Source organism: Streptomyces sp. NPDC001137 (genome assembly GCF_040298885.1).
Lineage (GTDB): Bacteria > Actinomycetota > Actinomycetes > Streptomycetales > Streptomycetaceae > Streptomyces.
The window spans coordinates 196,526-216,481 of the sequence record NZ_JBEPBA010000016.1 but is presented as its reverse complement, the minus strand read 5'-3'; the positions used below and the strand labels follow the sequence as shown (position 1 = coordinate 216,481).

At 69.8% G+C, this 19,956-nt stretch carries 15 protein-coding genes and 1 rRNA gene; 9 read left to right on the top strand and 7 right to left on the bottom strand.

What is annotated here, in order from left to right; translation table 11 throughout:
• Positions 1 to 87: ribosomal RNA gene (gene rrf / locus ABT254_RS29340) — 5S ribosomal RNA — on the top strand; the annotation flags it as partial.
• A 98-nt stretch (positions 88 to 185) separates the two neighbouring features.
• Here the strand turns inward: rrf and ABT254_RS29335 are convergent.
• From ABT254_RS29335 to ABT254_RS29315, 5 genes are read right to left on the bottom strand one after another with little or no spacing between them, the layout of a single operon-like run.
• Entirely contained in the window at positions 186 to 1,496 is a 1,311-nt protein-coding gene (locus ABT254_RS29335) for a DUF58 domain-containing protein (protein WP_351476286.1), read from the bottom strand.
• Positions 1,496 to 2,485: an AAA family ATPase gene (locus tag ABT254_RS29330; protein WP_351476283.1), complete on the bottom strand. Its 990-nt coding sequence runs from the start codon at positions 2,483 to 2,485 to the stop codon at positions 1,496 to 1,498. The genes ABT254_RS29335 and ABT254_RS29330 overlap by 1 nt, the downstream gene beginning before the upstream one ends.
• Positions 2,485 to 3,681, bottom strand: a complete 1,197-nt coding sequence (locus ABT254_RS29325; RefSeq protein WP_351476280.1) for a DUF4350 domain-containing protein — start codon at positions 3,679 to 3,681, stop codon at positions 2,485 to 2,487. The genes ABT254_RS29330 and ABT254_RS29325 overlap by 1 nt, the downstream gene beginning before the upstream one ends.
• Complete coding sequence (locus ABT254_RS29320; protein ID WP_351476277.1) at positions 3,678 to 4,433, bottom strand: DUF4129 domain-containing protein; 756 nt, start codon at positions 4,431 to 4,433, stop codon at positions 3,678 to 3,680. The genes ABT254_RS29325 and ABT254_RS29320 overlap by 4 nt, the downstream gene beginning before the upstream one ends.
• A 34-nt stretch (positions 4,434 to 4,467) precedes the next feature.
• A complete protein-coding gene (locus ABT254_RS29315; RefSeq protein WP_351476274.1) occupies positions 4,468 to 5,829 on the bottom strand; it encodes a DUF7847 domain-containing protein in 1,362 nt (453 codons plus the stop codon).
• A 140-nt stretch (positions 5,830 to 5,969) separates the two neighbouring features.
• On the opposite strand from ABT254_RS29315, the gene mtnA reads away from it, so the two are divergent.
• The 7 genes from mtnA to ABT254_RS29280 all read left to right on the top strand — a co-directional run bounded on the left by mtnA (position 5,970) and on the right by ABT254_RS29280 (position 14,976).
• Entirely contained in the window at positions 5,970 to 7,118 is a 1,149-nt protein-coding gene (mtnA, locus tag ABT254_RS29310; protein WP_351476271.1) for an S-methyl-5-thioribose-1-phosphate isomerase, read from the top strand.
• Positions 7,119 to 7,424: 306 nt separating this feature from the next.
• Entirely contained in the window at positions 7,425 to 8,114 is a 690-nt protein-coding gene (mtrA, locus tag ABT254_RS29305) for a two-component system response regulator MtrA (protein WP_016438163.1), read from the top strand.
• A 1-nt stretch (position 8,115) separates the two neighbouring features.
• Positions 8,116 to 10,167: an MtrAB system histidine kinase MtrB gene (gene mtrB / locus ABT254_RS29300; protein ID WP_351476267.1), complete on the top strand. Its 2,052-nt coding sequence runs from the start codon at positions 8,116 to 8,118 to the stop codon at positions 10,165 to 10,167.
• Positions 10,157 to 11,983 carry an LpqB family beta-propeller domain-containing protein gene (locus ABT254_RS29295; RefSeq protein ID WP_502972064.1) on the top strand — a complete coding sequence of 609 codons (1,827 nt, stop codon included), beginning with the start codon at positions 10,157 to 10,159 and terminating at the stop codon, positions 11,981 to 11,983. The genes mtrB and ABT254_RS29295 overlap by 11 nt, the downstream gene beginning before the upstream one ends.
• A 99-nt stretch (positions 11,984 to 12,082) precedes the next feature.
• Entirely contained in the window at positions 12,083 to 13,018 is a 936-nt protein-coding gene (locus ABT254_RS29290) for a ComF family protein (protein ID WP_351476264.1), read from the top strand.
• A 313-nt stretch (positions 13,019 to 13,331) separates the two neighbouring features.
• A complete protein-coding gene (gene hpf / locus ABT254_RS29285) occupies positions 13,332 to 14,024 on the top strand; it encodes a ribosome hibernation-promoting factor, HPF/YfiA family (RefSeq protein WP_450750230.1) in 693 nt (230 codons plus the stop codon).
• Positions 14,025 to 14,229: 205 nt separating this feature from the next.
• On the top strand, positions 14,230 to 14,976 hold the full coding sequence (locus ABT254_RS29280; protein ID WP_351476258.1) for a response regulator: 747 nt from the start codon (positions 14,230 to 14,232) through the stop codon (positions 14,974 to 14,976).
• Positions 14,977 to 14,993: 17 nt separating this feature from the next.
• Here the strand turns inward: ABT254_RS29280 and ABT254_RS29275 are convergent, their stop codons facing one another.
• Positions 14,994 to 16,190 (bottom strand): winged helix-turn-helix domain-containing protein, encoded by a 1,197-nt coding sequence (locus tag ABT254_RS29275; protein ID WP_351476255.1) that lies wholly within the window; start codon positions 16,188 to 16,190, stop codon positions 14,994 to 14,996.
• Positions 16,191 to 16,242: 52 nt separating this feature from the next.
• Entirely contained in the window at positions 16,243 to 16,833 is a 591-nt protein-coding gene (locus tag ABT254_RS29270; RefSeq protein ID WP_351476252.1) for a GNAT family N-acetyltransferase, read from the bottom strand.
• Between the two features lie 280 nt (positions 16,834 to 17,113).
• Between ABT254_RS29270 and secA the strand changes: the two genes are divergently transcribed.
• Positions 17,114 to 19,927 (top strand): preprotein translocase subunit SecA, encoded by a 2,814-nt coding sequence (secA, locus tag ABT254_RS29265; RefSeq protein WP_351476249.1) that lies wholly within the window; start codon positions 17,114 to 17,116, stop codon positions 19,925 to 19,927.
• The last annotated feature ends 29 nt before the right edge of the window (positions 19,928 to 19,956 follow it).

The window sequence follows — 19,956 nt, the reverse complement described above, 5'->3', positions numbered from 1 at the left end:
GGTTACATTCCGAACCCGGAAGCTAAGCCTTACAGCGCCGATGGTACTGCAGGGGGGACCCTGTGGGAGAGTAGGACGCCGCCGAACAATTCTTGGGAAAACCCCCGCACCATTCGGTGCGGGGGTTTTCTGCGTTTCAGGGCTTTTGGGTGCCGGGCCCTTCCAAGAGGGCCCTCCACCTCCCCTTACAGACGTCCCGCTGCCTTCAGGGCCAGATACGCATCTGCCAGTGCCGGCGCCAGTTCTTCCGGGGTCTCGTCGACGACTGTGACTCCGTGACGGCGGAGCTGCTCTGCGGTGCGGTGGCGTTCACTTTGGGCTTGGGCAGCGGCTGCAGCTTCGTAGACAGAGTCAGTGCTTCCACGGGCGTTCGCCATGCGCGCGATGTACGGATCCGCCACCGATGCCATCAGAATTGTGTGGCGCTGGGTGAGTTGGGCGAGCACGGGGAGCAGACCCTCCTCCACGGGGGCCGCGTCGAGGCTTGTGAGCAGCACGATGAGTGAGCGGCGGGGGGCCGTGCGGAGTGCGGTTGCCGTCAGTCCTCGGGCATCCAGTTCGACCAGTTCCGGTTCGAGGGTGGCCATTGCGTTGACCAGGGACGGGAGGACGTCGCGTGCTGTGCGGCCCTGGACGAGGGCGCGTACCCGACGGTCGTAGGCGAGCAGGTCCACTCGGTCGCCGGCGCGTGAAGCGAGAGCTGCCAGGAGCAGGGCCGCGTCCATGGAGGCGTCGAGGCGTGGGGCGTCTCCCACGCGGCCGGCTGAGGTGCGGCCGGTGTCCAGGACGCTCAGGATGTGGCGGTCCCGTTCGGGACGCCACGTACGCACGGCGACGGCGGACTGGCGGGCCGTCGCTCGCCAGTCGATGGAGCGGGTGTCGTCCCCTGGGACGTACTCGCGCAGGCTGTCGAATTCTGTCCCTTCGCCGCGGGTGAGCACACTGGTGCGGCCGTCGAGTTCGCGGAGACGGGCGAGTTTCGAGGGCAGGTGCTTGCGGCTGGTGAAGGGGGGCAGCACGCGTACTGTCCAGGGGACCTGATGGCTGCCTTGGCGTGAGAACAGACCGAGGGGGCCGTAGGAGCGGATCGTCACGCGGTCTGCTTGACGGTCGCCGCGGCGGCTGGGGCGCAGCCGGGTGGTGGCCCGGCGGCGTTCGCCTGCAGGAACGGTCAGGCGGTGGCGTGAGGCCGCGATTTCCGTGCCGGGCTGCCAGCTACTGGGGGGCCAGGCGTCGCGCAGGCGGGCACGGAGGAGGCGGCGCGACGGGTTGGTGACGGTGAGGGTGACGTCGGCGGTCTCGCCCAGGCGGACGGACGTGTCGCCGGATCGGGTCAGGCCGAGGCGCCGTACCGGGGCCGCGAGGGCGAAGTCGCAGGCGCAGGCCAAAGCCAGGGGGCCGTTCACCGCGAGGATGCCCGTCCAACTGGGGTCCCAGATACCCACGGGGAGGGAGCCGAGGGCCGCGAGGAGCGCGGCGCGTCCGGTGAGTGGCATCAGCGGGGAACGGGGACGTGGGCGAGGATCGCGTTGATGACGGAATCCGCTGTGACGCCTTCCATCTCGGCCTCCGGGCGGAGTTGCACGCGATGTCGGAGAGTCGGGAGAGCCAAGGCCTTGACGTCGTCGGGGATGACGTAGTCACGGCCCGTGAGCCATGCCCATGCTCGCGAGGTGGCAAGGAGGGCCGTGGCGCCGCGTGGGGAGACGCCCAGGGTGAGGGAGGGCGACTCGCGGGTGGCCCGGCAGATGTCCACCACGTAGGCGGTGATTTCCGGGGAGATCGCGGTCTTGGCGACCGCGGCACGGGCGGCCTCCAGGTCGGCCCCGCCGGCCACGGGGCGTACGCCTGCGGCGCGCAGGTCGCGCGGGTTGAAGCCTTCGGCGTGTCGGGTGAGGACGTCGATCTCGTCCTGGCGGGAGGGGAGAGGGACCGTCAGTTTGAGGAGAAAACGGTCCAGTTGGGCTTCGGGGAGGGGGTATGTGCCCTCGTACTCGACCGGGTTCTGGGTTGCGGCAACAAGGAACGGGTCGGGGAGCGGGCGCGGGGTGCCGTCGACCGTGACCTGGCGTTCCTCCATGGCTTCCAGGAGGGACGACTGGGTCTTCGGGGGCGTGCGGTTGATCTCGTCTGCCAGGAGGAGGTTGGTGAAGACCGGACCGGGCTGGAACGAGAACTCGGCGGTGCGAGTGTCGTAGACCAGGGAGCCGGTGACGTCGCTCGGCATCAGGTCGGGGGTGAACTGCACGCGCTTCGTGTCGAGTTCGAGGGCGGAGGCGAGGGCGCGTACGAGCAACGTTTTGGCGACCCCGGGGACTCCTTCCAGTAGTACATGTCCGCGGCAGAGGAGGGCGACGACGAGGCCGGTCACGGCAGGGTCCTGGCCGACCACGGCTTTGGCGATCTCGGCGCGCAGGGCTTCCAGGGAGGCTCGGGCTTTGCCCGGGTCCCCGATCTGCCCGGCGTTGTCAGTGGTCGGGTCCATCATGGACGGCGTACCTCTCTTTCGAGGGCGTCGAGTTGGTCGGCGAGGGCGATGAGAGCCGTGTCGTCGGCGGGGGGCGGGCCGAAGAGGAGGGAGTTCAGAGTCTGTCCGTCGCCGTGGAGGTGGGCGGACAGGGCGGGGAGCAGGGCCTCGGGCGCGTGCGCCTGGGCGACGGGGACGCCTACGAGGGGGGCGAGGCGGGTGCGGGTGGTGGAGCGTAGAGCGGCGGCCGCGCGGTCGCGGGCGTTCGCCTTGCGGTAGAGGCGGGCGCGGCCTTCGACGGTTTCGGAGGCGCGGATCGCCACGGGGAGTTTCTCGGGCACGAGGGGGCCCAGTCGGCGTGCCCGCCAGAAGGCGGCGAGGGCTGCCGCGACGAAGAGTTGCAGTGTGCCCCAGCGCCAGCCGGAGGGGAGCAGGTCGAAGAAGCCTTTTTCGTCGCCGGTGTCGGTGGCGGAGTTGTCGGAAAGCGAGGGGAGGTACCAGACCAGATGGGGGCGGGAGCCGAGGAGTTGGAGGGCGAGCGAGGCGTTGCCCTCCTTGTCGAGGCGGTCGTTGAAGAGGATGTCGGGCGCGCCGAGGATGACGGTGTCGCCGTCTCCGGAGGTCTCCGGAATGCGCAGGAGGGTGGCCAGACGCTCGCTGCGGTAGCACTTGTCGGCGCCGAGGCGTGTGGTCGTGTAGCGGATGCCGCCCGTGTCCGCGGTGCCCGCGCGGCGGGCGGCGGGCAGTTGGCAGTCGGGGGCGAGGGTCGAGTCGAAGCTGGTGGCGGGGTCCGCGGTGACGCCGGGGACGAGCTTCTCGACGGACGAGCTGCCTGGGGCGACGAAGACGGTGCGGCCACCGGAGGGTGCGATCGCGGAGTGCAGCCTGGTCTGTTGACGGTGCGTCAACAGGTCGGGGAGTGCGACCAGGAGAGTTGTGTCCGGGGCGGCTGCTGCGCGGGCTCCGTCCAGAGTGGTGACCACGCGTGTGGACACACCGCGGTCTGCGAGGAGTTCGGCCACGGCGCGGCTGCCGTGGGAGTCGACGGAGCGTGGGTCGAGTTCGCCGTGCCGCGTGTCGGAGCGGATCACGGCGATCACGACGGCCGCCGCCAGGAGGAGCACTACGGCGAGTGCAATGCCGCGGGCGCGGGTCCACACCTGGCGTGCGGTGGGCGAGGCCGAGGTGGAGGGGAGCATGACCTCGGTCGTCATCCGGCGGCTCCCTGGCGGGCGTTGTGGGCAGTGCTGGGGCTGCTGCTCGCGAGTTGGGGCTTGGTGCGTTCGAGGTCGCGGTCGAGTTCGGCCATGCGGTGGTACGACTGCTCGCTCGCCCTTCGGCCGCCGTATGTCACATCGTCGAAGTCCCGGGCAGCGGCGTGCAGCCGGTCTCGGTGGTCGGGCAGTGCGCGGCCCGCTTCTGCGGCTGCTTCGTCCGCGGTGCGGCCGGGGCGGATGTCGAGCAGCGCGCGTTCCTCGAGGGAGCGGACGATGCCGCGCATGCGTTCCTGGACGGCTTGGTTCCAGTGGCCCTGGGCGGCGTGCGCCTCGGCGGCCGCGCGGTGTTCGGCGGCGCTGCGGGGGCGATCGTCGAACAGGGTGGCGGACGAGGCGGGTTCGCGCCGTGGTGTGCCCAGCCGCCACCACAGCGCACCCAGCAGTGCGAGGACGGCCACGATGACGATGACCAGGCCGAGTGTGCCTCCGGGGGTCGCGGCCGCCGCCGAGCCGAACAGCTTGTCGACCCAGTCCCAGAAGGCGTTCAGGGCGCGCTGGAACAGGCTGGGGTCGTTCTCGTGGTACATGCGCTTCGACAGCTCGCGACGGGCTGCCTCACGTGCGGGGTCCCGAGGGATCGTCACGGGCGGCTCGTTGCCGGAGTGCGCCAGCGACAGGACTGAATTGTTGCCGGCGCGCAGCAGCGTCCGTACGGCCGATTCTGCGGCACGCGGCACGGCCGTTGGCACCGCTGTGAGAACTCCCCCCGTGATGCTCACCGCATCAGCCTCCCGAGCCTGCGTCGGTGCCGTAGCCCTGGACACCGGCAGCGCGGCCCAATTCGAGATCCAGGGCTTCGCGGCGGATGCGCTGGTCGATGTAGAGGAGCACGGTGACGCCGGCGTTGATCGGGAAAGTGATCATGGAGCCGATCACGGAGCCGATTCCACTGATGATGAGGAAGGTCCAGCCGAGGTTGTTGCCCTCACCGTTGAGGAAGCCGACGACGCCCTCGCCGCCGAGCGCTGCGGCGAGGAAAGTGAAGGGGACGACGATGATCGCCGAGATGATGTTCGCGATGATTCCGGCGAGCAACTGGATGCCAAGGACACGCCACCAGGAGCCTCGGACCAGCTTCGCGGATCGGCTCATCGACTTCACGATGCCCTGCTTCTCCAGCATCAGTGCGGGCGACGCCAGGGAGAAGCGGATCATCAGCCACAGGGCGACGACGCCGGCGGCGAGGCCGCCCAGGACGGCGAGTGCGACACCCCCGTCGGTGTTCCCGAAGACCGCCACGAGGATGCCGGGCAGCGCGCCCCCGAACACAATGGTGACCGCGATGAGGGGCAGCAGCAGGATCAGGCCGAACAGCTTCACGACCTGAGGGCGGGCGTCGCGCCAGGCCTCTCCCGCGGTCACCGGGCGGCCGAGGACCGCGCGGCTGGTGACGGTGGTGAGCAGGGCGGTCGCGGCGACTGTGGCGATCAGAGTGATCAGGAAGACCGCACCGGAACTGAGCATGGCCTCGCCCATGGCGCGGGTCAGTTCGCTCGCGGTGGCGCTCGGCTCGTCGAGGGCCGCGGTGCTGGTGTCGTTGAGCACCAGGCCCTGGAGCAGGATGACGAGGACTTCGGTGACCACCGCGACGGTCAGGGAGATGCCCAACACCGTGCGCCAGTAGGTGCGCATGGTGGAGACGGCGCCGTCGAGGATCTCGCCCACGCCGAGCGGGCGGAGCGGAATGACACCCGGTTTGGCGGCCGGCGGGGGGCCGCCCCAGCCGCCGCCCCATGCGGGGTATCCGGGAGTGCCGTAGGCCTGGAAGCCGCCGGGACCATGGGCTCCTGGGCCGGGGGGAGGCTGGGTGCCCCAGCCCGGGCTGGGCGGTGGGGGCGGCGGAGCAGGTCGGTCGGAGCCTGCGGAGCCGGCGGGCGCGGACCACTGGCCGGGTGGCGGCTGCTGCTTGGACCACTGCGGGCCGGGGCCCTGCGGGTCAGGCGTGCCCTGCGGGTCGGAACGGGGCTGGTCCGCGGGCTCCGCGGGGCCGGGGCGGTCGGTGGGCCCGGCAGGGCCGGACGCGCCGGGCTCCTGCCCGTCGGACGGGGCAGATCCGGGCGAGGCCCAGCCCGGAGTGTCTTTCATCGTCGCTCCTTCACGGTGCCCGTCCGCGGTCGCGGCGGCAGGTTGGCAGCCATCGTGCCATGGGGTGGTCGCCGGGGTACCGGCCGCGGTATGGGCTGCACACCTTCAATTGTCCGCCGGATAAGGGGCAGACTGACCGCATGGCTGATCAGTACGTGCAATCCGGCGAAGACAGCAGTCCGACCGAGATACCGGCGATCCGCTGGGAGGAGCCACCAGAAGGGCCCGTACTGGTACTTCTCGACCAGACGAGGCTGCCGGCAGAGGAGGTCGAGCGGGTTTGCACGGACGCACCCGCGCTGGTGGAAGCGATCCGTTCACTGGCTGTGCGCGGGGCGCCGCTGCTCGGGATCGCGGGAGCGTACGGTGTCGCGCTCGCCGCCGCGCGTGGCTTCGACGTGGACGAGGCCGCAACCGCGCTGGCGGGTGCCCGGCCCACTGCGGTGAACCTCGGTGTCGGTGTGCGCAGGGCCCAGACCGCCTACCGGGCCGAGTTCGCCAGGAGCGGCGACGCCGGGCAGGCTGCGGCGGCGGCGCTCGCCGCGGCCCGTCGGCTGCACAAGGAGGACGCCGAGGCCAGTGCCCGTATGGCCGAGTGTGGGCTGGCACTGCTGGACGAGCTGTTGCCCGGTGGCGGGCACCGGATCCTCACCCACTGCAACACCGGGTCGCTGGTGTCGGGCGGGGAGGGGACCGCGTTCGCGGTGGCGCTGGCGGCGCATCGCACGGGGAGGTTGCGTCGGCTGTGGGTGGACGAGACGCGTCCGCTGCTGCAGGGCGCTCGACTGACCGCTTACGAGGCGGCCCGCAGCGGCATGGCGTACACCTTGCTCACGGACAACGCGGCGGGCTCGCTCTTCGCGGCGGGCGAGGTGGACGCGGTGCTGATCGGGGCGGACCGCATTGCGGCCGACGGTTCGGTGGCGAACAAGGTCGGGAGCTACCCGCTCGCCGTGCTCGCGCGGTACCACCATGTGCCCTTCATCGTGGTGGCACCGGTGACGACGCTGGACCCGGACACCCCCGACGGGGCCTCCATCGAGGTCGAGCAGCGGCCCGGCCATGAGGTGACCGAGGTCACCGCACCCCAGGTGCCGGTGGCGGGAGCGGAAGCAGGAGGCGGAGTTCCGGTGGCGCCGCTGGGGACCCAGGCGTACAACCCGGCGTTCGATGTGACGCCGCCGGAGTTGGTGACCGCGATCGTCACGGAGGAGGGTGCCGTCTCACCCGTGACGGCTGAGGCGCTTGCGGAGCTGCGTGCCAGGTCGCGCGAGGTGACGATCAGCTGAGGGTGGGCTCGGCCCGCGGGCGAGGTCTGCCGGGTAGCGGTCCGAGGCCGGCCAAGGGCGCTCCTCGGCCGTCCGTCAGTGAGTGGAGTCGGGGCGGGCAGGCCACGTCCGTCGTGGCATCGCTGCACTCCGGCCAAGGACTGCTGGACCGACCGTATGGTCAGGCTCCGCCTACCCTGGGTAGCTGACATCCGTGTCTGAGATCGACCTCGCGGGACAGGGGCAGACAGTGACGGCCGAGTACGACTATCGTCACGGGCCAGTGACGCTGCTCACCTGCACCTTCGCCACCGTTATGAGAATGGGATGATGTCGTTTATGAAGGGACGAGTCCTTGTCGTCGACGACGACACGGCACTGGCCGAGATGCTCGGCATCGTGCTGCGTGGTGAAGGTTTTGAGCCGTCTTTCGTAGCCGACGGCGACAAGGCGCTGGCCGCATTCCGGGAGAGCAAACCCGACCTGGTGCTGCTCGACCTGATGTTGCCCGGGCGGGACGGTATCGAGGTGTGCCGCCTGATCAGGGCTGAGTCGGGCGTGCCGATCGTGATGCTCACGGCCAAGAGCGACACCGTCGATGTGGTGGTCGGGCTGGAATCGGGTGCCGACGACTACATCGTGAAGCCGTTCAAGCCGAAGGAGCTGGTCGCCCGGATCCGGGCGCGGCTGCGGAGGTCGGAGGAGCCGGCACCGGAGCAGCTGGCCATAGGTGACCTTGTCATCGATGTGGCCGGTCACTCCGTGAAGCGCGAGGGGCAGTCGATCGCGTTGACGCCGCTGGAGTTCGATCTGCTGGTGGCGCTGGCGCGGAAGCCGTGGCAGGTGTTCACGCGCGAGGTGCTGCTCGAGCAGGTGTGGGGATACCGGCATGCTGCGGACACCCGGCTTGTGAATGTTCACGTGCAGCGGCTGCGCTCCAAGGTCGAGAAGGACCCGGAGCGGCCGGAGATCGTGGTGACCGTCAGGGGCGTCGGCTACAAGGCAGGGCCCAGCTGACATGTCCGGTGACAGTGCCGCTTCGGCGCCGGGGCCGGACAGGGTCGGCGCGGGGCGGCCTGTCGGCCGGAGGACGACAGGATCGCGCTGGGGCCGGCTGCTGGAAGGCGGACTGCTGCAGGGCGGCGTCCAGGGCAGTCCGGTGCTCCGCTTGTTCATGCGCTGGGTCCGTCGGCCGTTGCTGCCCGTCATGCGGCTGTGGCGGCGCAACATCCAGCTCAAGGTCGTCGCCACCACGCTGCTGATGTCCTTGGGCGTGGTGCTGCTGCTCGGATTCGTCGTCATCGGGCAGGTGCGCAACGGGCTGCTGGACGCCAAGGTGAAGGCCTCGCAGAGTCAGGCCACCGGCGGGTTCGCCGTGGCCAAGCAGAAGGCCGACGAGGCGGCGACCGGAACCAGCGACGACGGTACGGCGGCGGACGGACGGCAGTCGCAGAACCTCACCTCGTGGATGAGCGACCTCGTGGAGTCCCTGTCCAGCGGTGGCCAGGGCGCCTTCGACGTGGTGACGCTGCCCGCGGGCGACGCCAACAGCGGCGGCGGGCGCGGACCGCGTGCCTCCGGGTACGTCGACCCGACGGCCAGCGTGCCCGAGGACCTGCGCGCGCGGGTCAACGACGACACGACGGCAGCGCAGAGCTACACCCGCATCGTCTACTGGAACGACAGGGAGTCGGAGCCGGCACTCGTCATCGGCAAACAGGTCAACGACCCCAACGGCGAGCCGTACCAGCTCTACTACCTCTTCCCGCTCACCCAGGAGGAGAAGTCACTGAGCCTGGTCAAGGGCACGCTGGCGACCGCGGGGCTCTTCGTCGTCGTACTGCTCGGGGCCATCGCCTGGCTGGTGGTACGGCAGGTCGTCACGCCCGTGCGGATGGCCGCGGGGATCGCCGAGCGGCTCTCCGCCGGGCGGCTGCAGGAACGTATGAAGGTCACCGGCGAGGACGACATCGCCCGCCTCGGCGAGGCCTTCAACAAGATGGCGCAGAACCTTCAGTTGAAGATCCAGCAGCTGGAGGACCTCTCGCGGATGCAGCGGCGGTTCGTGTCGGACGTGTCGCACGAGCTGCGGACACCGCTGACGACCGTGCGGATGGCGGCGGACGTCATCCATGAGGCGCGGGAGGACTTCGACCCGGTGACCGCGCGGTCGGCGGAGCTGCTGGCCGACCAGCTCGACCGGTTCGAGTCGCTGCTCGCCGACCTGCTGGAGATCAGCCGGTTCGACGCGGGGGCGGCGGCGCTGGAGGCGGAGCCGATAGACCTCAGGGAGGTCGTACGGCGCGTCGTCAGCGGGGCCGAGCCGCTCGCCGAGCGCAAGGGCACTCATATACGTGTTCTGGGCGACCAGCAGCCCGTCGTCGCCGAGGCGGACGCGCGGCGCGTGGAGCGGGTGCTGCGCAACCTTGTCGTCAATGCCGTGGAGCACGGCGAGGGCAAGGACGTCCTCGTCAAGCTCGCCGCGGCCGGTGGGGCCGTCGCCGTCGCGGTGCGCGACTACGGCGTCGGACTCAAGCCCGGTGAGGCCACGCGCGTGTTCAGCCGCTTCTGGCGGGCCGACCCGGCACGCGCGCGTACGACCGGTGGTACGGGCCTGGGGCTGTCCATCGCCCTGGAGGACGCGCGGCTGCACGGCGGCTGGCTGCAGGCCTGGGGCGAGCCCGGCGGCGGCTCACAGTTCCGGCTGACGCTGCCGCGGACCGCGGACGAGCCGCTGCGGGGCTCGCCGATACCCCTGGAGCCCAAGGACTCGCGGCGCAACCGGGGACTCAACGACGCGGGGCTGCCGCGCGGCGACAAATCCGCCACCGTGCCCGCGCAGCCGGTCCCGGACCAGATGTCGCCCATAGCCCCCAGAGGGGGCGGAGCGGCCCCCACAGCCGACCCGACGGCACTGCCCGGGAACGGCGCGCGCGTGGTGCCCCGTCCGACTTCAGGGACCAGACGACACGGCGAGACGCCCGGCGAGGACGGAGCCGAGACCTCGAGCCGCCCCGACACCGGGCCGCAGGACTCGAAGAAGCAAGGGGAGGCATTTCGTGGCCGCTGACCGCCTGGGGGGCGCCGGACGCAGACCGATGCGCGCGGCGGCGTACGCAGTCTGTGGCGCCGTACTGCTGGCGGGATGCGCCTCGATGCCCGACAGCGGAGACCTGCGCGGCGTCGACTCCACACCGCGGCAGGACACCCAGGTGCGGGTCTTCGCCATGCCGCCTCAGGAAGACGCCCAGCCCCCGGACATCGTGTCCGGTTTCCTCGAAGCGCTGACCAGCGACGATCCGAACTATTCGACGGCGCGGCAGTACCTGACCAAGACGGCGTCTCAGACCTGGAAACCGGGGCTGTCCAGCACGGTCCTCGCCAACGGGCCCGGCATCGCCCCCAACCGCCTGGGCGGCCGGGAGGGCGACGACCTTTCGTTCACACTGACCGGCACCAGGGTCGCGAAAGTGGACGAGCAGCAGGCGTACTCGCCCGACGACGGGCCGTACGCCGCGCCGGTGCATCTCACGCGCGACAAGAAGACCAAGCAGTGGCGCATCGACAGGCTGCCGCAGGGCGTCGTCATGGGTAAGTCGGACTTCCAGCGCAACTACATGTCCGTCAACAAGTACTACTTCGCCTCCAACGCCGCGGCCGGGACAACGGCGCAGCCGGCGGCCGTCGCCGATCCCGTGTACGTCCGCCGGCGCGTGGACCCCATGACGCAGATGGTCCGCTCGCTGCTCAACGGGCCCACGACCTGGCTCGACCCCGTGGTGCGGACCAGCTTCCCGACGGGTACGGCGTTGAAGGACGGCGCCACCGCGCTGACGCCCGACGACCAGAACAAGCTGACCGTGCAGCTGAACGAGAGGGCCCGCCGTGTCGGGCACGGTCAGTGCAACGAGATGGCCGCCCAGCTCCTGTTCACTTTGCAGAACCTCACCCCCGCGGTGGACCAGGTCGAGCTGCAGTCCGGCAATGCGCGGCTGTGCTCGCTCCGCGAGACCGACGCCGCCACCGCGCGCGGTGCGGTGCAGCAGCCCGGCTACCTGTACTTCATCGACAACAAGAACCGGCTCGTACGGATGGGGAGCGGCGACAACAGCAGCCCCAGGGCCGAACCGGTGGCCGGGGCGCTCGGCGAGGGTGCGAAGCAGCTGCGCTCGGTCGCCGTGTCGCACGACGAGAACAAGGCGGCCGCCGTCTCCGGCGACGGCAAGGAGCTGTACGTCGCGTCTCTGGTGTCCGGCGATTCACTCGGAACCCCCCTACTGACCAGCCACGCCAAGTCCGCACAGGACCGGCTGGCGGCGCCCAGCTGGGATGTCCACGGCGACCTCTGGGTGGCCGACCGCGACCCCGGCAACCCCCGGCTGCTCCTGCTGGAACAGGGCAAGGGCGAACCGCTACCGGTGAAGATCCCGGAGCTGGACGGCCGTATCCAGGACGTCCGGGTGGCCGCCGACGGGGTGCGCATCGCGCTCGTGGTGGCGAAGGGCAAAAAGAAGTCTCTGTTCATCGGGCGTATCGAGCGACGGCAGGAAGCCACGGAGGACCGGCCCACCGTCTCGGTGCTCGGACTGCACTCCGCAACACCGGAATTGGAGGACATCACGGCCATGTCGTGGGCCGGGGACAGCCGGCTCGTGGTGGTCGGGCGTGAACAGGGCGGACTGCAGACCATGCGGTACGCGCAGGTCGACGGGTCCACGCCCGAGGGACCGGCACCCGCGGCCCTGTCCGGGATCAAGGAGATCACCGCGGCCGAGTCCGACCGGCTGCCGTTGGTGGCGGACTCGGAGGACGGGATCGTACGACTGCCGTCCGGCGGGCAGTGGCAGAAGGTCACGGACGGGGTGGCGCCGGTCTATCCGGGGTGACCCCGGTCTGTCCGGGGTGACGCCGTCTCTCGCGGGGTGTCCACAGGGAGTTATCCACAGGGCTGGCCCGGGGGCTCGGGTGTTGGCAGAGTGGTGGGCATGCGGGGGTGGTGGCAGGACCTCACCGACCTGGTGCTGCCGGCCGAGTGCGGAGGCTGCGGGAGGCCTCGCACGGTGCTCTGCCCGGAGTGCCGTGCCGTCCTGAGCGGGACCGCACCGAGCCGGGTGCGACCGGTGCCGGAGCCGCCCGGGCTGCCCGTGGTGCACGCGGCCGCCCGGTACGCCGACGAGGTGCGAGCCACGCTGCTGGCCCACAAGGAACGGGGCGCGCTGGCCCTCGCGGCACCGCTCGGCACGGCCCTGGCAGGGGCCGTGCGGACGGGGCTCAAGGAGGCGGCCGGCCCTGCCACCGCGGGCGGCGGAGCGCCCGTGCTGCTCGTTCCCGTTCCGTCCTCGCGTGCGGCGGTACGGGCTCGGGGCCACGACCCGGCACGGCGGATCGCGCTCGCGGCTGCGGGCGAACTGCGGCGGAGCGGGACGGTGGCCCGAGTCCTCGCCGTGCTGCGGCAGCGACGCGCCGTGGCCGACCAGTCCGGGCTCAACTCCCGGCAGCGGCTGGACAATCTCGCGGGCGCCCTGGCGGTGGCCCCCGGCGGTGACCGGCTGCTTCGCGGCGGTTCGGTCGTGCTCGTCGACGACCTGATGACCACCGGCGCGTCCCTGGCCGAAGCGGCGCGCGCCGTGCGGGCGGCGATCGAGCCGGAAGGGAGGGCGGGCACGTACGGGGGGAGCGAACAAGAGGCGGCTGCGCAACGGCAGTTCTCGGGGCCGGTTTCGTACGGCGAAGCAACTTCGGCCGTGTACACGGCAGCTGCTCGGGAAGGCACAGGAGAACGGATCGCCGGCTCGGCGGACGCGGGGCCCGTTGGTATGCACTCAGTGCCAGGAATGGCGGGTGCGGGCGGCGCAGGTGGCGTGATCTGCGCAGCCGTGGTCGCGGCGCCCCCAGACTCTTTCGAAATAAACCGGAACTGACTGCCAACTTGCATCGTTGCAGGTAATGAGAGGGTCAATTCACCTGAACGGAGGTACGCCGCGGTAGAGGGTGACGACATCCGTCCGGGCGAGATATGTTCGGTTGTGAGAGAAAGGCGCAGGCCATCGCTCTCGTACCCGAATGCCGTGCTGCGGGTTTTTCACAATCACCCGTCGCGGTGGAGTGGAGATCTCGTCTGCGGGGGAGGAGGTGGAAGTCACCGAGTCCGTAGGTTCCGGAGCTCGCCGGAACCTGGTGCAAAAGGGAGATGCTCCGCCAGTGGAGCGGAGTGATCCGGGAACGGAGTTCTGCGTGGACATCGTCGTCAAGGGCCGCAAGACCGAGGTGCCCGAGCGGTTCCGCAAGCACGTGGCCGAGAAGCTGAAGCTGGAGAAGATCCAGAAGCTCGACGGCAAGGTGATCAGCCTCGACGTCGAGGTGTCCAAGGAGCCCAACCCCCGACAGGCCGACCGTTGTGACCGAGTGGAGATCACGCTCCGCTCCCGCGGTCCGGTGATCCGGGCGGAGGCGGCGGCCAGCGACCCGTACGCGGCGCTGGACCTGGCGGCGGAGAAGCTGGATGCCCGGCTGCGCAAGCAGCACGACAAGCGGTTCTCCCGCCGTGGCGCGCGCAGGATCTCGGCCGCCGAGGTCCCCGACCACGTCCCGGACGCGGCGACGCTCAACGGGAACGGCCACCCCGTCCACGAGGAAGACCAGGACGGAGTGCCCACCAAGAAGATCGGTTCACTGGAGGTCAAGGGCGAAGGCCCCCTCGTCGTCCGCGAGAAGACCCATGTGGCCTCCCCGATGACTCTCGACCAGGCCCTCTACGAGATGGAACTGGTCGGACACGACTTCTACCTGTTCGTCGACTCCGAGACGAAGGAACCCAGTGTCGTCTACCGGCGGCACGCCTACGACTACGGCGTCATCCACCTCAGCACCGACCCGATGGTTGCCCAGGCGCAGTCTCCCGCGCCCGGCGGCACCCTGGGTGGCTGACCCGCGCGGCTGACGGCTGAGCCGGTGCCCCTGGAGCGCCCGTGCGCCCCCAGGGGCACCGGTGTGCGACCCCTTCACGAACCGCTCTGTCACCGCGTTGTCGTCCGGGCATGGAATCATGGCGGCAAGGGCCCAACCGGTGGGCCGCTGCCTTGGGTTGGCGATGGCACAGCACCACAGGCCACAGCCTTCAGGGGGAGGAACGATGGCGGACAGCTTCGGACCGATGCATGAGGAGGATGCCGACGGCGGCGTCGTCGGCATGGGCCCGGACGCGGGCTCTCCACGCAAGGAGCCGATCAGAGTCCTTGTCGTGGACGACCACGCCCTCTTCCGCCGGGGCCTGGAGATCGTGCTCGCGGCCGAGGAGGACATCCAGGTCGTCGGGGAGGCCGGGGACGGCGCGGAGGCCGTCGACAAGGCGGCCGACCTGCTGCCGGACATCGTCCTGATGGATGTACGGATGCCGAAGCGGGGCGGGATCGAGGCCTGCACCTCCATCAAGGAGGTCGCGCCCAGCGCCAAGATCATCATGCTGACGATCAGTGACGAGGAAGCCGACCTCTACGACGCGATCAAGGCGGGCGCGACCGGTTATCTCCTCAAGGAGATCTCCACGGACGAGGTGGCCACCGCCATTCGCGCGGTGGCCGACGGGCAGTCGCAGATCAGCCCGTCCATGGCGTCGAAGCTGCTCACCGAGTTCAAGTCGATGATCCAGCGGACCGACGAGCGCCGGCTCGTGCCCGCGCCGCGGCTGACCGACCGCGAGCTGGAGGTCCTCAAGCTGGTCGCCACCGGGATGAACAACCGGGACATCGCCAAGGAGCTGTTCATCTCCGAGAACACCGTGAAGAACCACGTCCGCAACATCCTGGAGAAGCTGCAGCTGCACTCCAGGATGGAAGCGGTGGTGTACGCGATGCGGGAGAAGATCCTCGAGATCCGCTGAAGGGCCGGTGGCCCCGGTCAGCGCATGGCCGCGACGAGTGCCCGGGTCACCTCCTTGGTGAGCGGCTCGTGTAGCTCCGGGGCGTCCACGCGCTCCACTCGTACGCTGGTGCAGTTCACCCAGCTCGCCGCTTCGACCAGCGCCTCCGCCACGGCCGGGACCACCTTGGGGCCGTCCAGGGTGACCTGCTTGGCGACCAGCGTGGCGCCGTCACGGGCCGGGTCCACCCGGCCGACGAGGCGGCCGCCGGCGAGGACCGGCATCGCGAAGTAGCCGTACACCCGCTTCGGCTTCGGGACGTAGGCCTCCAGGCGGTGGGTGAAGCCGAAGATCCGCTCGGTGCGCGCCCTCTCCCAGATCAGGGAGTCGAAGGGGGACAGCAGAGTGGTGCGGTGGCGGCCGCGCGGCGGGGTGTCCAGGGCCGCCGGGTCGGCCCAGGCCGGTTTGGACCAGCCCTCGACCGTGACCGGGACCAGGCCCGAGTCGGCGATCACCGCGTCGACCTGCTCGCCCTTGAGACGGTGGTAGTCGGCGATGTCCGCGCGCGTGCCCACGCCCAGGGACTGGCCGGCCAGGCGGACCAGACGGCGCAGGCACTCCGTGTCATCCAGCTCGTCGTGCAGCAGAGCGTCCGGGATCGCGCGCTCGGCGAGGTGGTACACCCGCTTCCAGCCGCGGCGCTCCACGCACACCACCTCCCCGTACATCAGCGCGCGCTCGACGGCGACCTTGGCGCCGGACCAGTCCCACCACTCACTGGTGCGCTTCGCACCGCCCAACTCCGTCGCCGTGAGGGGGCCTTCGGCGCGGAGCTGCTTGATGACCTGGTCGTAGGTGCCGTCGGGGAGGTCGTGGTTCCAGTGCGGGCGGCTTCGGTAGGCACGGCGGCGGAAGGCGAAGTGGGGCCACTCCTCGACGGGGAGGATGCAGGCGGCGTGCGACCAGTACTCGAAGGCGTGCGGGGCGGCGGACGGTGCCTTCCAGTACGCCTCCTCCACCTTTGCGCGGCCCACCGCGCCGAGGCGGGCGTACGCGATGAGCTCATGGGAGCGCGCCAGCACCGAGATCGTGTCCAGCTGGACCGCGCCGAGATGGCGCAGGACACCGCGGACTCCGGCTCTGCGGTCGGGCGTGCCGAGAAGGCCCTGGGCGCGCAGGGCGATGCGGCGGGCTTCGTCTGCCGAGAGTTCGGCGGCGGGGCGCGGGGTCGTCATGGTCCGCACGATAGGAGGAGGCACTGACAATACGGGGTGACCTGCGAATTCATCAGCGGACGCCCGGGGTTGAGGCGGGTGCCGGGAGATACGGCGCCGTCGACGCCAGCCCCAGGTCCGAGGGCAGCAGGGCACCCACCCACGAGTCCCGGCGCACGCCCCGGTGGATGATCGCGGAGCGCAGGACGCCCTCGATGACGAAGCCGGCGCGCTCCGCCACCGCACGGGAGGCGTCGTTGCCGACTTCCGCGCGCCATTCCAGGCGGTCGACCGACAGCTGGGTGAAGGCCCAGCGGGAGACCTCGACGACGGCCTCGGTGACATAGCCGTTGCCGCGGTGTTCCTTCGTGCCCCAGAAGCCGACCTCGGCCATGCTCAGGGAATGCATGGTGAGGCTGAGCATGCCCACGAGTTCCTCCCCTTCGGGGAGGAAGAGAGCGAAGGTGAGTATGGAACCGTTGGCCCACCCCTTGGGGGCGAGTTCCTCGGTGAATGTCCGCGCGTGCTCGGCGAGGTAGGGCGAGGGAATCGTCGTCCAGCGCTGGATGTCGGGATCCTGGGCCGCGGCGTACACCGCGTCGGTGTCCTGGGGGCCGACCGTGCGCAGGAGCAGCCGGGAGGTCGTGAGCGTGACGGGTTCCATCGGCTGATTCTCCTCGGAGGCCCGACACGGGCGCCATCCTTTTGCCGTGCGTGAGCGCGTGATCACAATTCGCGCAATTCGTGGGTGTGATGCGGCACCATCCGCAGGGCCCGTCCGTTGTCCCTTTGAAGAAGATTTGAAGCGGTGCGCCAAGCCTTCGGCGGTCGTCGTACCGGCAGGCCTCCCGGCTTGGTGGGGTCCTCGCATACGATGGCCGTTGCTCAGCAAGTCAAATGGAAACCGACCGTCCCAGGCCCGACCGGCAAGGAGACCAACCCCCGTGTCCGTCCTCTCGAAGATCATGCGTGCAGGCGAAGGCAAAATCCTGCGCAAGCTGCACCGCATCGCGGACCAGGTCAACTCCATCGAAGAGGATTTCGTCGACCTCTCCGACGCCGAGCTGCGGGCCCTCACCGATGAGTACAAGCAGCGGTACGCCGACGGCGAGAGCCTGGACGACCTGCTCCCCGAGGCGTTCGCCACCGTGCGCGAGGCCGCCAAGCGCGTCCTCGGGCAGCGTCACTACGACGTGCAGATGATGGGTGGCGCGGCGCTCCACCTCGGTTATGTCGCCGAGATGAAGACCGGTGAGGGCAAGACCCTGGTGGGCACGCTGCCGGCGTATCTGAACGCCCTGTCCGGGGACGGCGTTCACCTGATCACGGTCAACGACTACCTGGCCGAGCGCGACTCGGAAATGATGGGCCGCGTCCACAAGTTCCTGGGTCTGAGCGTCGGCTGCATCCTCGCCAACATGACGCCGGCCGAGCGCCGCCAGCAGTACGAGTGCGACATCACCTACGGCACGAACAACGAGTTCGGCTTCGACTACCTGCGCGACAACATGGCGTGGTCGAAGGACGAACTGGTGCAGCGCGGCCACAACTTCGCCATCGTCGACGAGGTCGACTCCATCCTCGTCGACGAGGCCCGTACGCCGCTGATCATCTCCGGCCCGGCCGACCAGGCCACCAAGTGGTACGGCGACTTCGCCAAGCTGGTCACCCGGCTGAAGAAGGGCGAGGCGGGCAACCCGCTCAAGGGCATCGAGGAGACCGGCGACTACGACGTCGACGAGAAGAAGCGCACGGTCGCCATCCACGAGTCCGGCGTCAGTAAGGTCGAGGACTGGCTGGGCATCGACAACCTCTACGAGTCGGTGAACACGCCTCTGGTGGGCTACCTGAACAACGCCATCAAGGCCAAGGAGCTCTTCAAGAAGGACAAGGACTACGTCGTCATCGACGGCGAGGTCATGATCGTCGACGAGCACACCGGCCGTATCCTCGCCGGCCGCCGCTACAACGAGGGCATGCACCAGGCGATCGAGGCGAAGGAAGGGGTGGACATCAAGGACGAGAACCAGACGCTCGCCACGATCACCCTGCAGAACTTCTTCCGCCTCTACAAGAAGCTCTCCGGCATGACCGGTACGGCGATGACCGAGGCGGCCGAGTTCCACCAGATCTACAAGCTCGGCGTCGTCCCGATCCCGACCAACAAGCCGATGATCCGCAAGGACCAGTCGGACCTGATCTACCGCACCGAGGTCGCCAAGTTCGAGGCGGTCGTCGACGACATCGCCGAGAAGCACGAGAAGGGCCAGCCGATCCTCGTCGGTACGACGTCGGTCGAGAAGTCCGAATACCTCTCGCAGCAGCTCTCCAAGCGCGGCATCCAGCACGAAGTGCTGAACGCGAAGCAGCACGACCGTGAGGCGACGATCGTCGCCCAGGCGGGCCGCAAGGGCGCCGTGACCGTCGCCACCAACATGGCCGGCCGTGGTACGGACATCAAGCTCGGCGGCAACCCCGATGACCTCGCCGAGGCGGAGCTGCGTCAGCGCGGCCTCGACCCCGAGGAGCACATCGAGGAGTGGGCGCACTACCTGCCCGAGGCCCTGGAGCGTGCCGAGAAGGCCGTGAAGGCGGAGTTCGAAGAGGTCAAGGAGCTCGGCGGGCTCTACGTCCTGGGCACCGAGCGGCACGAGTCGCGGCGTATCGACAACCAGCTGCGCGGTCGCTCCGGCCGTCAGGGCGACCCGGGCGAGTCCCGCTTCTACCTCTCGCTCGGCGACGACCTGATGAGGCTCTTCAAGGCGCAGATGGTCGAGCGCGTGATGTCGATGGCGAACGTCCCGGACGACGTGCCGATCGAGAACAAGATGGTCACGCGCGCGATCGCATCCGCCCAGTCGCAGGTCGAGCAGCAGAACTTCGAGACCCGTAAGAACGTCCTGAAGTACGACGAGGTCCTCAACCGCCAGCGTGAGGTCATCTACGGCGAGCGCCGCCGTGTCCTGGAGGGCGAGGATCTGCAGGAGCAGATCGGCCACTTCATGGACGACACGATCGACGCGTACATCGCCGCGGAGACCGCCGAGGGCTTCGCGGAGGACTGGGACCTCGACCGCCTGTGGGGCGCCTTCAGGCAGCTCTACCCGGTGAAGGTGACCGTCGAGGAGCTGGAGGAGGCGGCCGGTGACCGGGCCGGTCTGACCGCCGAGTGGATCTCCGAGTCCATCAAGGAGGACATCCACGAGCAGTACGCGGCACGCGAGGCGCAGCTCGGCTCCGAGATCATGCGTGAGCTGGAGCGCCGGGTCGTGCTGTCGGTCCTGGACCGCAAGTGGCGCGAGCACCTCTACGAGATGGACTACCTCCAGGAGGGCATCGGCCTGCGCGCGATGGCGCAGAAGGACCCCCTGATCGAGTACCAGCGCGAGGGCTTCGACATGTTCACCGCCATGATGGAGGGCATCAAGGAGGAGTCCGTCGGCTACCTGTTCAACCTGGAGGTCCAGGTCGAGCAGCAGGTCGAGGAGGTCCCGGTCGAGGACGCCGCGCCGGTCGACATGGAGAAGCAGGACGTGGTGCCGGCGCAGGCGGGCAGCCGTCCGGAGATCCGCGCCAAGGGGCTGGACGCTCCGCAGCGCCGGAACCTGCACTTCTCCGCGCCGACCGTGGACGGCGAGGGCGGCACCATCGAGGGCGACTTCGTCGGTGACGAGGAGCCGGTGCGCTCGGAGGCCGACGGTCTCACGCGCGCGGAGCGGCGCAAGCAGTCCCGGAGCGGGCGCCGCCGCAAGAAGTGAGCAGCGTGCCGTAGCGGCTTGAAGGGCCG

Excerpts from the sequence above, each read along its gene's own strand:
- ABT254_RS29335 (WP_351476286.1), bottom strand. The coding sequence starts at position 1,496 with ATGCCACTCACCGGACGCGCCGCGCTCCTCGCGGCCCTCGGCTCCCTC.
- ABT254_RS29330 (WP_351476283.1), bottom strand. The coding sequence starts at position 2,485 with ATGGACCCGACCACTGACAACGCCGGGCAGATCGGGGACCCGGGCAAA.
- ABT254_RS29325 (WP_351476280.1), bottom strand. The coding sequence starts at position 3,681 with ATGACGACCGAGGTCATGCTCCCCTCCACCTCGGCCTCGCCCACCGCA.
- ABT254_RS29315 (WP_351476274.1), bottom strand. The coding sequence starts at position 5,829 with ATGAAAGACACTCCGGGCTGGGCCTCGCCCGGATCTGCCCCGTCCGAC.
- mtnA (WP_351476271.1), top strand. The coding sequence starts at position 5,970 with ATGGCTGATCAGTACGTGCAATCCGGCGAAGACAGCAGTCCGACCGAG.
- mtrA (WP_016438163.1), top strand. The coding sequence starts at position 7,425 with ATGATGTCGTTTATGAAGGGACGAGTCCTTGTCGTCGACGACGACACG.
- mtrB (WP_351476267.1), top strand. The coding sequence starts at position 8,116 with ATGTCCGGTGACAGTGCCGCTTCGGCGCCGGGGCCGGACAGGGTCGGC.
- ABT254_RS29290 (WP_351476264.1), top strand. The coding sequence starts at position 12,083 with ATGCGGGGGTGGTGGCAGGACCTCACCGACCTGGTGCTGCCGGCCGAG.
- ABT254_RS29280 (WP_351476258.1), top strand. The coding sequence starts at position 14,230 with ATGGCGGACAGCTTCGGACCGATGCATGAGGAGGATGCCGACGGCGGC.
- ABT254_RS29275 (WP_351476255.1), bottom strand. The coding sequence starts at position 16,190 with ATGACGACCCCGCGCCCCGCCGCCGAACTCTCGGCAGACGAAGCCCGC.
- ABT254_RS29270 (WP_351476252.1), bottom strand. The coding sequence starts at position 16,833 with ATGGAACCCGTCACGCTCACGACCTCCCGGCTGCTCCTGCGCACGGTC.